This window comes from Neiella marina (assembly GCF_002165625.1).
Classification (GTDB): Bacteria; Pseudomonadota; Gammaproteobacteria; order Enterobacterales; family Neiellaceae; genus Neiella; species Neiella marina.
In genome coordinates, this window is sequence record NZ_NGNS01000020.1 from 36,078 (window position 1) to 51,125 (window position 15,048).

Genomic DNA, 15,048 nt, shown 5'->3' on the forward strand with positions numbered 1-15,048 from the left:
ACCGAGCGAGACGACGAGACATGCCAAAACGTACGGATATTAAAAGTATTCTGATTTTGGGCGCTGGCCCAATTGTGATTGGTCAAGCATGTGAGTTTGACTACTCGGGTGCTCAAGCCTGTAAAGCGCTTCGTGAAGAAGGCTATCGAGTTATTTTGGTTAACTCGAATCCGGCAACCATTATGACTGACCCTGAAATGGCCGATGCCACTTACATCGAGCCAATCCAGTGGGAAGTTGTTGCCAAGATTATTGAAAAAGAAAAACCAGATGCAGTGCTGCCAACTATGGGCGGCCAGACAGCATTGAACTGTGCTTTGGATCTGGATCGTCACGGCGTACTTGAGAAGTACGGTGTGACCATGATTGGCGCAACGGCTGATGCCATTGATAAAGCAGAAGACCGTGATCGCTTTGACAAAGCAATGAAATCAATCGGTCTGGAAACGCCACGTGCTGAAACAGCCCACAGCATGGAAGAAGCCCACGACGTGCTATCACGCATTGGCTTCCCATGTATTATTCGCCCATCGTTCACCATGGGCGGCACCGGTGGTGGTATCGCATATAACGTTGAAGAGTTTGAAGAAATCTGTACTCGCGGTTTGGACTTAAGCCCAACCAACGAGTTGTTGATTGACGAATCGTTAATCGGCTGGAAAGAGTACGAGATGGAAGTTGTCCGCGACAAAGCCGACAACTGTATCATCGTCTGCTCAATTGAAAACTTCGACCCAATGGGCATTCACACTGGTGACTCAATCACCGTTGCACCTGCTCAGACGCTGACTGACAAAGAATATCAAATCATGCGGAATGCCTCGATGGCTGTTCTGCGTGAAATCGGCGTTGAAACTGGCGGTTCAAACGTACAGTTTGGTGTCAATCCTGATGATGGCCGTATGGTGATCATTGAGATGAACCCGCGTGTGAGCCGTTCATCTGCACTGGCGTCAAAAGCAACTGGTTTCCCGATTGCAAAAATCGCAGCCAAGTTGGCGGTCGGTTACACCTTGGATGAGTTGGCTAACGATATTACTGGTGGTGCCACACCTGCATCGTTTGAGCCTGCTATCGATTACGTAGTGACTAAGATTCCTCGCTTTAACTTCGAGAAATTTGCCGGTGCCAATGACCGCCTGACCACTCAGATGAAGTCAGTTGGTGAGGTAATGGCTATTGGTCGTAACCAACAAGAATCACTGCAAAAAGCATTGCGTGGTTTGGAAGTAGGCGCCACTGGCTTTGACCCAATCGTTGCTTTGGACGACCCGAAAGCCAAAACGACCCTGACTTACGAATTAAAAGAAGCCGGCGCTGAGCGTATCTGGTACATCGCCGATGCTTTCCGTCATGGCTTTACTGTTGATGACGTATTCAACCTGACTAAGGTTGATCGCTGGTACTTGGTACAAATCAATGAACTGGTTGAGCTGGAAGGGCGCGTTGCTGAAGCTGGCCTGTCTGGCCTAGATGCCGATTTGTTGCGTCTGCTGAAGCGTAAAGGTTTCGCTGATGCTCGTTTGGCTGCATTGCTGGGTGTGTCTGAGACAGAAGTTCGCAAATTGCGCCAGAAAGAAGGCATCTCGCCGGTTTACAAGCGCGTTGATACCTGTGCCGCAGAATTCTCGACTAGCACTGCTTACATGTACTCAAGCTACGATGAAGAGTGTGAAGCGCAGCCGTCTGATAAAGACAAGATCATGGTATTGGGCGGTGGTCCAAACCGTATCGGTCAAGGCATTGAGTTTGACTACTGTTGTGTTCATGCGGCACTGGCTATGCGCGAAGACGGTTACGAAACCATCATGGTTAACTGTAACCCTGAGACAGTTTCTACTGACTACGATACCTCTGATCGCTTGTACTTCGAACCAGTCACGCTGGAAGACGTACTAGAGATTGTTCGTGTCGAGCAGCCAAAAGGTGTGATTGTTCAATACGGTGGTCAAACACCACTGAAATTGGCTCGCGCTCTTGAAGCCGCTGGCGTACCAATCATTGGTACTAGTCCGGATGCCATCGATCGTGCCGAAGACCGTGAGCGCTTCCAACAAGCGGTTGAGCGTTTAGGCCTGAAGCAGCCAGAAAACGCCACAGTAACTAATTTGGAAGATGCGGTTCGCGAAGCCGAGCGCATCACTTATCCATTGGTTGTTCGCCCGTCGTACGTGCTGGGTGGCCGCGCCATGGAAATTGTTTCTGATGAGCAAGATTTGCGTCGTTACTTCAACGAAGCCGTGTCGGTATCGAATGAATCGCCAGTTCTGCTGGACCGCTTCTTAGACGATGCCATCGAAGTTGATATCGATGCCATTTGCGACAGCAAGCAAGTGGTAATTGGCGGTATCATGGAGCACATTGAGCAAGCCGGTGTTCACTCGGGTGACTCAGCCTGTTCATTGCCTCCTTACACCCTGAGCGCTGAAATCCAAGCAGTGTTGCGTGAGCAAGTCGCTAAGCTGGCGTTTGAACTTGGCGTTGTTGGCTTGATGAATACTCAGTTCGCCATCAAAGACAACGAAGTTTACCTAATTGAGGTAAACCCACGTGCAGCTCGTACCGTGCCGTTTGTTTCTAAAGCAACTGGTGTTGCCTTGGCGAAGGTTGCTGCCCGCGTAATGGCTGGTACATCGCTTGCGGAGCAGGGCTTCCAAGAAGAAATTATTCCGCCGTACTACTCGGTAAAAGAAGTGGTGCTGCCGTTTAACAAGTTCTTGGGTGTTGACCCAATCTTGGGTCCAGAAATGCGCTCTACCGGTGAGGTAATGGGCGTTGGTGAAACCTTCGCTGAAGCCTACGCAAAAGCGCAGCTTGGATCGATCAAAGACGTGCCGAAACAAGGCCGTGCATTGTTGTCGGTTCGCCCTGGTGATAAGAAGCGTGTGGTTGAGCTTGCTAAACAGTTAGTTGAGCTGGGCTATGAGCTAGATGCGACCCACGGTACTGCAGTCGTGCTCGGTGAGGCTGGTATCAACTGTCGCTTGGTGAACAAGGTGCACGAAGGTCGCCCGCACATTCTTGACCGCATTAAGAATGGTGAGTATTCCTACATCGTCAACACCACCCAAGGGCGTCAGGCGATTGAGGATTCGAAAGTGTTGCGTCGCGGCGCGCTGCAACACAAGGTCAACTACACCACCACGTTGAACGGTGCGTTTGCAACTTGTATGGCACACAGTGCCGATCCAAGCGCTATTGTTCGCTCTGTCCAAGAGCTGCATGAGCAGATCTGAGCAGTTGCAGATGATTTGATTGGCGATTCAGTATAGAATCGCTCAATCGGCTGAAAAAAGCCGCCTCATTGAGGCGGTTTTTTTGTCTCTATTTTATGAATCAAGATGCGGCTGGGATTGGCCGTAGAGTGTGGTATTTGAAGATATGAAAATTCCAATGACTGTGCAGGGCGCTGATAGTTTGCGTGAAGAGCTGGACTACCTAAAAGGCACCCGTCGCCCCCAAATTATTGAAGCGATCGCCGAAGCTCGTGAACACGGTGATTTGAAAGAAAATGCTGAATATCACGCTGCTCGTGAGCAACAAGGTTTTTGTGAAGGCCGCATTCAGGAAATTGAAGCGAAATTGTCCAATGCGCAAATCATTGATGTTAGCAAGATGGAAGCAAGCGGCAAGGTCATTTTTGGCGCCACTGTGGTGTTGCTAAATATTGATACTGACGGCGAAGTTACCTATCGCATCGTTGGTGATGATGAAGCTGACTTGAAAAAGAATCTAATTTCAATCAATAGCCCTATTGCTCGTGGTTTGATCGGTAAATCTGAAGGCGATGAAGTGACGGTCAAAACACCGGGCGGCGATGTTGAGTTCGAAATTCTTGAAGTGAACTACGTTTAAAGGCGCAGATTCATCTTTGCTTACAAATGAAAAACCCGGCAATCGCCGGGTTTTTTGTATGCTGACACCAAGGTAAGCTAGTCGTTGCGTTAGCCCTTGGGTAACGAGAACTTTGACTCGTCTTGGTCTTGCAGAAAGAACACCGCAACTTTGCCGATGATTTGTACTAGTGTGGCGCTAGATTCGCGGCAGATAGCATCGCAAATTAGCTGTCGCTCAGCTTTGTCTTCACCCAGAACCTTAACCTTGATGAGTTCGTGGTGATTGAGAGCCAGCTCGATTTCAGCCATGACGCCTTCGGTCAGGCCATTGTTGCCGAGCATGACCACAGGCTTGAGCGAGTGAGCCTCGGACTTAAGGTATTGTTTTTGTTTGTTGCTAAGTTGCATGAATCTGCTTTCTTCGCTGTTAGGGACTTGAATTCTGCTAAGTTTACCCCCATCTGCCTGACTTAGCCTACAACAAACTAAAAATAGTCATGTCGAACAAAAAACGCAGCGCCAGTAGCAAGCGTTGGTTGAAAGAACATTTTGACGATAAGTATGTCAAAGAAGCGCAAAAGCTGGGATTACGCTCGCGGGCTGTGTTCAAGCTGGATGAGATTCAGCAACGAGACAAAGTCATTCGACGTGGCGACACCGTAGTTGACTTGGGCGCTGCTCCAGGCGGTTGGTCACAGTTTAGCGTCGAGCAAATCGGTGAAAGCGGACGCGTCATTGCCTGTGACATTCTCGACATGGATCCGATCGCCGGGGTGGAATTCCTCAAGGGTGATTTTCGAGAAGAAGCGGTGCTGGCGGCTTTGCTAAACCGAGTCGGTGACGACATGGTCGATGTGGTGCTATCAGATATGGCGCCGAATATGTCTGGCAACCCCAGTGTTGATCAGCCGCGACGCATGTATTTAGTTGAGCTAGCGTTGGATATGTGTCACCAAGTATTGGCCGCCAACGGCAATTTTATCGTTAAAGTTTTCCAAGGCGAAGGCTTTGACGAATTCCTAATGGAAGTTCGCCGGTCATTTAAATCGGTGAAAATTCGTAAACCTGATTCGTCCCGGTCACGTTCAAGAGAAGTGTTCATGGTGGCGACGGGATATAAACTGCGGTAATCTCTAGTCCAAAGGCCTAAATGATAGCCGTAATAAACAAGTAGCTGAGAGAGGAAGACTCCTTTGAGTGATATGGTGAAAAATTTAATTCTCTGGTTAGTCATCGCCGTGGTGCTGATGTCCGTGTTCCAGAGTTTTTCGCCCAGCGAATCCACATCGGGACAGTTGGATTACACTGCATTTGTGCAGGATGTTCGACGCGGTGACATTCGTGAAGTGACGATTGACGGTCAAACCATTACTGGTAGCAAGCGCAACGGTGAGGCGTTCGAAACGGTTATGCCGTTTTATGACGATGACTTGCTAAACGACCTGATCAAACAAGATGTGCGGGCATTCGGTAAGAAACCGGAAGAGCCAAGCTTCATCTCTCAGATCTTTATCTCTTGGTTCCCAATGCTACTGCTCATCGGTGTGTGGATTTTCTTCATGCGCCAAATGCAAGGCGGCGGTGGCAAAGGCGCGATGTCGTTCGGTAAGAGCAAAGCGCGCCTAATGAGCGAAGACCAAATCAAAACCACGTTCGCCGATGTAGCGGGTGTTGATGAAGCCAAAGAAGAAGTGTCAGAGCTGGTCGATTACCTAAAAGACCCCTCTAAGTTCCAACGTCTTGGCGGTAAAATTCCAAAAGGCATTTTGATGGTGGGTCAACCGGGTACTGGTAAAACCTTGTTAGCTCGCGCCATTGCTGGTGAAGCCAAGGTACCTTTCTTTACTATTTCTGGTTCTGACTTCGTTGAAATGTTTGTCGGTGTTGGTGCATCGCGTGTTCGTGACATGTTCGAGCAAGCCAAAAAAGCCGCGCCTTGTATTGTTTTCATCGATGAAATCGACGCAGTAGGCCGCCAACGTGGCGCTGGATTGGGGGGCGGCCACGATGAACGTGAGCAAACCCTCAACCAAATGCTGGTTGAAATGGACGGTTTTGAGGGCAACGAGGGCATTATTGTCATCGCTGCGACGAACCGGCCAGACGTGTTGGACCCAGCGTTATTGCGTCCAGGCCGATTCGACCGTCAAGTTGTGGTTGGTTTGCCTGATGTTCGTGGTCGCGAGCAGATCCTCAAGGTCCATATGCGCAAAGTGCCGATTGCTGATGATGTAGAAGCATCAGTTATTGCTCGAGGTACGCCAGGGTTCTCTGGTGCGGACTTGTCCAACTTGGTGAACGAAGCTGCGCTGTTCGCTGCTCGCGGTAATCGCCGCAAAGTTAGTATGGAAGAGTTTGAGAAAGCCAAAGACAAGATCATGATGGGCGCCGAGCGCAAGTCGATGGTCATGACCGAGGATGAAAAGGCGATGACGGCCTACCACGAAGCCGGCCACGCCATTGTCGGTCGCTTGGTACCTGAGCATGACCCAGTCTACAAAGTATCGATCATTCCTCGTGGTCGGGCGTTGGGTGTGACCATGTACTTGCCGGAGCAAGATCGCGTCAGCCACTCCAAACAACATTTGGAAAGCATGGTGTCGAGTTTATTCGGCGGCCGAATCGCCGAGGCGATTATTTACGGCAACGATAAAGTCACCACTGGTGCATCAAACGACATTGAGCGTGCGACTGATATTGCTCGTAAGATGGTGACCCAATGGGGTCTTTCGGAAAAGATGGGGCCAATGCTGTATGCAGAGGAAGAAGGTGAAGTGTTCTTGGGACGCACTGCGGCCAAGGTCAAGCACATGTCAGATGAGACTGCTCGTGCCATCGATGAGGAAATCAAGTTGCTGATTGATCGTAACTATCAGCGCTCTGAGCAAATTCTCAACGACAACCTCGATATCTTGCATGCGATGAAAGATGCGTTGATGAAGTATGAAACCATTGATGCCAAGCAGATTGATGATTTGATGGCTCGCCGCGACGTTCGTCCGCCTGCGGATTGGAGCAACAACGACTCGGCAGGCTCAGATTCGAGTGGTAATTCTGACACCAAATTGGATGTCAACGAATCGCAAGAGCCAAAAGCGGATGGCGCAGAAGACGCCGAAGCGAAATAATCATATACTGACGTTATTCGAAAAAGCCCCGCTCGCGGGGCTTTTTATTAGCTTTGAGAATTGCCACTGAATGACCATTGATTTATTCCAGCCTCAAGTCATGGGGATCCTTAACGTCACGCCCGACTCATTCTCCGATGGTGGCTCGTTTAACTCCTTAGACGCCGCGCTAAGTCAAACCGAGCAAATGGTAGCCGATGGTGCCAGCATTCTTGATATCGGCGGCGAATCGACTCGCCCCGGTGCCGACGCGGTAGCTGAGGCCGAGGAGTTAGACCGGGTGATTCCGGTAATTGAAGCGATTCGAAGCCGCTTCGATATCGCGATATCCATTGATACCATCAAAGCGCGAGTGATGACCGAAGCGGTTAATGCTGGTGCCAACATGATTAACGATGTGCGGGCATTGCAAGAGCCTGGTGCCTTACAAGCTGCGGTCGCCGCGCGAGTACCTGTGTGTCTGATGCATATGCAAGGCAGCCCGCGAACCATGCAACAGCAGCCGCAGTATCACCAGGTCGAGACAGACGTCGCCGAATTTCTGCAACAGCGCGCTGATGTCTGCATAGCCGCAGGGATCCCAAAGCAGTCGATTGTGCTCGACCCCGGCTTTGGTTTTGGCAAAACTTTAACCCACAACCTCAGGTTACTGGCTCATGTCGATGATTTGACGACCTTGGGCTATCCTGTGCTGATCGGCTTATCACGAAAATCCATGTTCGGTAAGTTGTTGAACCGTGACGTAAATGAAAGATTGGCAGCGAGTTTGGCTGGCATGATGATTAGTTTGAACCAAGGGGCACACATTTTCCGTGTCCATGATGTAAAAGAAGCAGCTGATAGCCTGCGATTATGGCAGGCCGTCAAGGAGCAAAAAGCATGAGCGAACGTAAGTATTTTGGCACCGACGGTATTCGAGGTCGGGTCGGCGAGGGCGCCATTACCCCTGATTTCGTATTGAAGTTGGGTTGGGCAGCAGGTCGAGTGTTGTCGAAGCAAGGCACCAAAAATGTCCTGATTGGTAAGGACACTCGCATTTCTAATTACATGCTCGAAGCAGCACTGGAAGCAGGCCTGGCCGCTGCGGGATTAAAAGCCAATCTGATGGGGCCAATGCCGACTCCTGCTGTCGCCTACTTGACGAGAACCTTTCGTGCAGAGGCAGGCATTGTCTTAAGCGCCTCTCATAACCCGTATTACGATAATGGTATTAAATTCTTCTCTGCTCAGGGCACCAAGCTCGACGATGATTTGGAGTTAGCAATTGAAGCGGAACTCAATAAGCCATTGACCTGTGTTGACAATGCATCTTTGGGTAAAGCCGTGCGTATTGAAGATGCGGCTGGGCGATACATCGAGTTTTGTAAGAGCACCGTACCGCACTATATGAATTTGCAGGGAATGAAAGTTGTTGTTGATTGCGCCAACGGCGCAACGTATGACATTGCCCCGGCAGTTTTCCGAGAACTCGGAGCAGAAGTTATTGCGATTGGTGTCAAACCAAACGGTACCAATATTAACGACAAATGTGGCGCGACGGATACCCAGCTATTAGCCGAAACCGTATTGGCAGAAGAAGCCGATGTTGGTATTGCTCTTGATGGTGATGGTGATCGCTGCATTATGGTCGATCACACCGGTCAAGTGCTCGATGGCGACCAGTTGCTGTTCATCATCGCTCGCGATGCGATGCGCCAAGGTCGCCTTAAGGGGGGGGTCGTTGGCACCCAGATGACCAACCTGGGGATGGAGTTAGCATTGGGGATCTTAGGTATTCCATTTGCCCGTTCTAAAGTTGGTGATCGCTATGTCATGGAAATGCTGCAAGAGAAGGGTTGGTTTTTCGGTGGAGAAGGCTCGGGTCACATCATTTGTTTAGATCGTACCTCGACGGGCGATGGCATTGTTGCTGCGTTGCAAGTGCTCACCGCATCCGTTCACTCAGAGCTGTCACTGCATGAATTGGCCCGTGGAATGGAGAAATTTCCGCAAGTATTGATCAACATCCGCTTCCAAGAGGGCAGCGATCCGTTATCTGACGAAGGTGTTCAGCAAGCTGTGGCAGAGGTTGAAGAAAAATTGGGCCGCACAGGCCGAGTGTTATTGCGTAAATCGGGTACTGAGCCGCTCGTTCGGGTAATGGTCGAAGGCGACAACCAAGAATTGGTTCAAAGCAGCGCCGAAGCCATTGCTGAACAGGTGAAACTGGCTAGCGAATAACCGGTTAACCTGCTGTCGATAGAAAACAAGAAAATCAACTTGTAACTTGGCAGCAGGTTCGCTAATATCTCGCCCGCCCTGATGATGGTGGGCATAAATACGAGACAAATCAGCGCAAATAGCGCTTGAGAGTGACGAATGTACGAACTAATTATCATTGTTTATCTGCTGGTTGCTTTAGCAATTATTGGCTTGGTGCTGATTCAGCAAGGTAAAGGCGCAGACATGGGTGCCTCGTTTGGCGCGGGTGCTTCTGCAAGCCTGTTTGGTTCTGGCGGCTCTGGTAACTTCCTGACTCGTACCACCGGTGTTTTGGCAACTATCTTTTTCGTTCTTAGCCTGATTATTGGTAACTTGACCAATAATCGTGTTAAGCAAAGTCAGGAATGGGAAAACCTGACTGATGCGGCCCCTGTTGTGATTGAACAAGACGTGCCAGCATCTGCGCCGGAATCTGATATTCCGCAATAAATTCTTTGCCGAGGTGGTGGAATTGGTAGACACGCTATCTTGAGGGGGTAGTGTCCTATGGACGTGCGGGTTCAAGTCCCGCTCTCGGCACCAATTAAGCACGGATTGTTCGCTTGAATCTCATCGTTCAACTCAGTACAATTCGTTCCCGAATGACGCGGGGTGGAGCAGCTTGGTAGCTCGTCGGGCTCATAACCCGAAGGTCGTTGGTTCAAATCCAGCCCCCGCAACCAAATTTGAGCTTTGAAACATTTGGATGAAGAGCCAGTTATGAGCCAAGGCTCAGCTCTTCATAAGCTCCGCGGAAAAGGTCGTAAGTCCAACTCGGCCCCCGCAACCAAATTTGAGCTTTGAAATATTTGGATGAAGAGTCAGTTATGAGCCAAGGCTCAGCTCTTCATAAGCTCCGCGGAAAGGTCGTTGGTTCAAATCCAGCCCCCGCAACCAAATTTGAGTTTGAAATATTTGGATGAAGAGTAATTTGAGCCAAGTGCTTCTCTCTTCATTAGCTCAGCGAAAACCATGTTTTCGCAACACCTCCAGTCAAGAACAACATTCTTGAAGGAAAGGGTAAAGCAGCTTAAGCCCCGGGTGACTTGGGGCTTTTTGCTATGTGGGTCTCGGTGATCTGTTGTACTCCGGGACTTGTTGACTGGGGCCTTGTGCCCTTTTTTTGTTTCCGGGAGATATATGGCTACACTGGAATCTCGACTCACAGACATGCTGACACCAGCAGTTGAAGCCTTAGGCTATGAGCTGTGGGGGTTGGAGTTTGTTCGAGCGGGCAAACATTCGACATTACGTTTGTTCATCGACAGCCCAAACGGCATTACCGTTGATGATTGTGCCGAAGCAAGTCGGCAGGCTAGTGCGGTGTTGGATGTCGAAGATCCAATCAGCTCTGAATACAACCTGGAGGTGTCTTCTCCGGGGCTAGAGCGGCCATTATATAAAATCCAGCATTATGAAATGTACGTTGGTCATGAGATTTCAGTGAAAACTCGTATGCCTCAATTCGGCCAACGTAAATTCCAAGGGATCCTGAAAGCAGTCGATAACGGCATGGCCGTTGTTGAAACTGCTAAACACGAAGTTGAGCTGATGATCGACAATATCGATAAAGCTCATCTGGTTGCCAAGTTTTAGTCGGCGTAGTTAGGAAGAGGTCTAATAAATGAACAACAAAGAAATTCTGCAAGTCGTCGATGCAGTTTCTAATGAGAAAGCAGTGCCGCGAGAGAAGATTTTTCAGGCGCTTGAATCAGCCCTAGCTACTGCGACAAAGAAGAAAAATGAAACCGATATTGAAGTGCGCATCGATATCGATCGTAAAACCGGTGATTTTGAAACATTTCGTCGCTGGTTAGTGATTGCCGACGATCAGCCGTCTGAATTTCCAACTAAAGAGTACTCGTTAGAAGTTGCTCGTATGTTGTGGGAAGACGAAGAGCTGCAGGAAGGCGATTACGTCGAAGAACAAATTGAATCAATTGTTTTTGACCGTATCACTACTCAAACGGCGAAGCAGGTTATCGTTCAGAAAGTCCGCGAAGCGGAGCGTCAGCAGGTTGTTGAGCAATTTGCCGACCAAGAAGGTGACTTGATTACCGGTGTGGTCAAGAAAGTCAATCGTGACAGCGTCATTTTGGACTTAGGCAATAATGCCGAAGCCATCATGTATCGTGAAGACATGCTGCCACGCGAATCTTTCCGCCCAGGCGACCGTGTGCGCGGTTTGCTTTACGCTGTGCGTCCAGAAGCGCGTGGTGCTCAGCTATTCGTCTCTCGTACCAAACCTGAGATGTTGATTGAGCTGTTCCGCGTTGAAGTGCCGGAAATCGGCGAAGAAATGATTGAAATTCTCGGTGCTGCCCGCGATCCAGGTAGCCGCGCGAAAATCGCAGTGAAGACCAACGACCGTCGTATTGACCCAGTTGGTGCTTGTGTCGGTATGCGTGGTTCTCGGGTGCAAGCGGTATCCGGAGAATTGGGCGGCGAGCGCATTGACATCGTGTTGTGGGATGACAATGTCGCCCAGTACGTTATCAATGCCATGGCACCAGCCGATGTTGCGGCCATCATCGTTGATGAGGACGCCAACTCGATTGATATTGCCGTTGAAGCGTCGAATTTAGCTCAGGCTATCGGCCGCAATGGTCAAAACGTTCGCCTTGCCAGTCAGTTGACTGAGTGGGAATTGAACGTGATGACCCAAGACGACATGAATGCCAAACACCAAGCTGAATCGCAAAAGTTCATTGATGCCTTGATGACTGACTTAGATATCGATGAAGAATTTGCCGGCGTATTGGTTGATGAGGGCTTTAACACCCTCGAAGAAATTGCCTTCGTTCCTGTTAATGAACTGCTTGATATTGATGGTTTCGACGAAGACCTCGTCGAAGAATTGCGTGAACGCGCAAAAGCAGCCATTACCACCAAAGCGTTAGCCAATGAAGAATCGTTGGAAAATGCCGAGCCTGCTGAAGATCTTCTGGCCCTTGAAGGACTGGATCGTCAGCTTGCATTCCGCTTGGCCGCGAAAGGTGTTGTGACTCTGGAAGACCTAGCCGAGCAAGGCGTAGACGACATTTCAGAAATTGAAGGTTTAAATGAGACTTCTGCCGGTGAACTGATCATGGCTGCTCGCCAGATTTGTTGGTTCAGTGACGAAGCCTAAAGAAAGAATTTAACGGGAGAACAGCGAAGCATGGCAGAAGTAAGCATTAATAAGCTCGCGACCGATGTGGGTACCAATGTAGAACGTTTGATTGCTCAGTTTAAAGAAGCTGGCATCAGCAAGAAAGCCGACGACATGGTAACAGAAGACGAAAAGCAAACCTTGTTGGCTCACCTGAACAAGCAACATGGTGGCGAAGGTGATGCAGAGCCGAAGCGAATGACGCTCCGTCGCACCAAGAAAAGCACTTTGCAAGTGACGAGCTCAGAGGGCCGCAATAAGCAGGTTCAAGTTGAAGTTCGTAAAAAGCGCACCTATGTGAAACGCGACCCAGCTGCTGAACAAGCACGTTTAGAAGCTGAGCAGCAAGCGCAACGCGAAGCAGAAGAGAAAGCTCGTTTGGAAGCTGAAGCGAAAGCGGCGGCAGAAGCCAAAGCTAAAGCAGAAGCACAAGCTAAAGCAGAAGCGGAAGCGAAAGCTAAGGCTGAAGAAGAAGAGCGTCGCAAAGAAGCCGCTCGTCAAGCTGCGTTAGCAAACGAAACGCCAGAAGCGAAAGCGCAACGCGAAGAAGAAGAACGCGTTCGCGAAGAAGCGCGCAAAGAAGCTGAAGAAATTAAAGCCAAGCAAGAAGCTGAAGCGGCACGTAAAGCCGAAGAAGAAGCTGCGCGCCAAGCCGAAGAGGCTCGCAAACTAGCGGAAGAAAATGCCGCTCGTTGGGCTGAGCAAGAGGCTAAACAGAAAGAAGCAGAAAATGCCGATGTGCATTTAACTAGCTCTCGTTATGCCCAGGAAGCCGAAGACGAGCAAGATCGCTCTGAAGAAACTCGCCGTCGCCGTCCTAAGAAGCGTAAAGGCGCTGAAAACGACAATGCTGGTGGTCGTCGCGGTCGTCGTGGTGGCCGGAATAAAGGCGGTTCAGCGCTTCAGCAGGGCTTTAATAAACCTGCTCAGCCAGTCGAGCGCGATGTTCGCATTGGTGAAACCATTACCGTCGGTGAACTTGCTCAGAAAATGGCAGTGAAAGGCGGTGAAGTGATCAAGGCAATGATGAAAATGGGCGTTATGGCGACCATTAACCAAGTCATTGACCAAGAAACGGCACAATTGGTTGCTGAAGAAATGGGTCACAAAGTCGTTCTGGTGAAAGAAAACCAGCTCGAAGTTAACGTTTTGGCAGAAGCGGAAGCACAAGGTGATAAGACCTCTCGTGCCCCAGTCGTAACCATTATGGGCCACGTTGACCACGGTAAAACATCGTTACTTGATTACATCCGTAAAGCGAAAGTAGCCGACGGCGAAGCCGGTGGTATTACTCAGCACATTGGTGCATACCACGTAGAAACTGACAACGGTATGGTCACTTTCTTGGACACCCCAGGTCACGCAGCGTTTACTGCAATGCGTGCACGTGGTGCTAAGTCTACCGATATCGTGGTGTTGGTTGTTGCGGCTGATGATGGTGTGATGCCACAGACCATCGAAGCGATTCAGCACGCCCGCGCAGCAGAAGTACCGCTGGTTGTTGCTGTTAACAAGATTGATAAAGAAGAAGCGGATCCGGATCGCGTCAAGAACGAATTGGCGCAGCATGATGTCATCCCCGAAGATTGGGGCGGCGATGTTCAGTTTGTCCACGTTTCTGCAAAAGCTGGTACCGGCGTTGATGATTTGCTCGAAGGCATTTTGTTGGTTGCAGAAGTACTGGAACTTGAAGCCGTACCGACCGGCATGGCCAGCGGTATTGTGATTGAATCGCGCCTTGATAAAGGTCGCGGCCCGGTTGCATCTGTTCTGGTTCAACAAGGTCAGCTGAATAAGGGCGATATCGTTCTTTGTGGTTTGGAATACGGTCGTGTTCGCGCCATGCGCGACGAGAATGGTCGTGAAATTGAATCAGCGGGTCCATCGATTCCTGTTGAGATTCTTGGCTTGTCCGGTGTGCCGTCAGCTGGTGATGAAGCCACTGTCGTTAAGGATGAGCGTAAAGCCCGTGAAGTTGCTTTGTATCGTCAAGGTAAGTTCCGTGACGTGAAACTGGCGCGTCAGCAGAAGGCTAAGCTGGAGAACATGTTCGCTAACATGACCGAAGGTGATGTCTCTGAGCTGAATATTGTTCTTAAGGCCGATGTTCAAGGTTCTCTAGAAGCAATCACTGATGCTTTGTTGAAGCTTTCTACCGATGAAGTGAAAGTTAAAATCATTGGTACCGGTGTTGGTGGTATTACCGAAACCGACGCTAGCTTGGCTGCGGCATCCAATGCGATTGTGCTTGGCTTTAACGTTCGTGCCGATGCAACTGCACGTCGTTTGCTTGAAGCAGAAAGTGTTGATTTGCGCTACTACAGCGTGATTTACGATTTGATCGATGAAGTTAAGCAAGCCATGTCTGGCATGTTGGCTCCAGAGTTCAAACAAGAAATTATTGGTTTGGCTGAAGTTCGTGATGTCTTCAAGTCGCCTAAACTTGGCGCAATCGCCGGTTGTATGGTGACAGAAGGTACTGTGAAGCGTTCTGCACCGATTCGTGTCCTACGTGAAAACGTGGTGATTTATGAAGGTGAACTGGAATCTTTGCGTCGCTTTAAAGACGACGTTCAAGATGTTCGCAACGGTATGGAATGTGGTATCGGCGTGAAGAACTACAACGATGTTCGCGTTGGTGACCAAATCGAAGTTTACGAAACGGTAGAAGTGGCGCGTACGCTTTAATCGC

General features: G+C 49.7%; 11 protein-coding genes and 2 tRNA genes. 12 read left to right on the forward strand and 1 reads right to left on the reverse strand.

Going from position 1 to position 15,048, the window contains the following annotated elements:
- The first annotated feature begins 20 nt into the window (after positions 1 to 20).
- Together carB and greA are read left to right on the forward strand one after the other, a co-directional pair.
- A complete protein-coding gene (carB, locus tag CBE68_RS14225; RefSeq protein ID WP_087506765.1) occupies positions 21 to 3,236 on the forward strand; it encodes a carbamoyl-phosphate synthase large subunit in 3,216 nt (1,071 codons plus the stop codon).
- Positions 3,237 to 3,381: 145 nt separating this feature from the next.
- Positions 3,382 to 3,855: a transcription elongation factor GreA gene (gene greA, locus CBE68_RS14230; protein WP_087506814.1), complete on the forward strand. Its 474-nt coding sequence runs from the start codon at positions 3,382 to 3,384 to the stop codon at positions 3,853 to 3,855.
- A gap of 89 nt (positions 3,856 to 3,944) precedes the next feature.
- Here greA and yhbY read toward each other — a convergent pair whose 3' ends face one another.
- Positions 3,945 to 4,244, reverse strand: coding sequence for a ribosome assembly RNA-binding protein YhbY (yhbY, locus tag CBE68_RS14235; RefSeq protein ID WP_087506766.1), 300 nt, complete (start codon positions 4,242 to 4,244; stop codon positions 3,945 to 3,947).
- Between the two features lie 89 nt (positions 4,245 to 4,333).
- Here yhbY and rlmE point away from each other — a divergent pair, with 89 nt between their 5' ends.
- From rlmE to infB, 10 genes are all read left to right on the forward strand, one after another.
- Positions 4,334 to 4,966 (forward strand): 23S rRNA (uridine(2552)-2'-O)-methyltransferase RlmE, encoded by a 633-nt coding sequence (gene rlmE / locus CBE68_RS14240; protein WP_087506767.1) that lies wholly within the window; start codon positions 4,334 to 4,336, stop codon positions 4,964 to 4,966.
- 63 nt (positions 4,967 to 5,029) lie between these two features.
- Positions 5,030 to 6,964: an ATP-dependent zinc metalloprotease FtsH gene (gene ftsH, locus CBE68_RS14245; protein ID WP_087506768.1), complete on the forward strand. Its 1,935-nt coding sequence runs from the start codon at positions 5,030 to 5,032 to the stop codon at positions 6,962 to 6,964.
- Between the two features lie 70 nt (positions 6,965 to 7,034).
- Positions 7,035 to 7,847 (forward strand): dihydropteroate synthase, encoded by an 813-nt coding sequence (gene folP, locus CBE68_RS14250; protein ID WP_087506769.1) that lies wholly within the window; start codon positions 7,035 to 7,037, stop codon positions 7,845 to 7,847.
- Complete coding sequence (gene glmM / locus CBE68_RS14255) at positions 7,844 to 9,184, forward strand: phosphoglucosamine mutase (RefSeq protein WP_087506770.1); 1,341 nt, start codon at positions 7,844 to 7,846, stop codon at positions 9,182 to 9,184. The genes folP and glmM overlap by 4 nt, the downstream gene beginning before the upstream one ends.
- A 138-nt stretch (positions 9,185 to 9,322) precedes the next feature.
- Positions 9,323 to 9,655 carry a preprotein translocase subunit SecG gene (secG, locus tag CBE68_RS14260; RefSeq protein WP_087506771.1) on the forward strand — a complete coding sequence of 111 codons (333 nt, stop codon included), beginning with the start codon at positions 9,323 to 9,325 and terminating at the stop codon, positions 9,653 to 9,655.
- 7 nt (positions 9,656 to 9,662) lie between these two features.
- Positions 9,663 to 9,748: transfer RNA gene (locus CBE68_RS14265), tRNA-Leu, on the forward strand.
- A gap of 63 nt (positions 9,749 to 9,811) precedes the next feature.
- A tRNA-Met gene (locus tag CBE68_RS14270) sits at positions 9,812 to 9,888 on the forward strand.
- A 457-nt stretch (positions 9,889 to 10,345) separates the two neighbouring features.
- Positions 10,346 to 10,801: a ribosome maturation factor RimP gene (gene rimP, locus CBE68_RS14275; RefSeq protein WP_087506772.1), complete on the forward strand. Its 456-nt coding sequence runs from the start codon at positions 10,346 to 10,348 to the stop codon at positions 10,799 to 10,801.
- Between the two features lie 28 nt (positions 10,802 to 10,829).
- Positions 10,830 to 12,335: a transcription termination factor NusA gene (nusA, locus tag CBE68_RS14280; RefSeq protein ID WP_087506773.1), complete on the forward strand. Its 1,506-nt coding sequence runs from the start codon at positions 10,830 to 10,832 to the stop codon at positions 12,333 to 12,335.
- A 30-nt stretch (positions 12,336 to 12,365) separates the two neighbouring features.
- Positions 12,366 to 15,044 (forward strand): translation initiation factor IF-2, encoded by a 2,679-nt coding sequence (gene infB / locus CBE68_RS14285; protein WP_087506774.1) that lies wholly within the window; start codon positions 12,366 to 12,368, stop codon positions 15,042 to 15,044.
- Positions 15,045 to 15,048 lie beyond the last annotated feature (4 nt).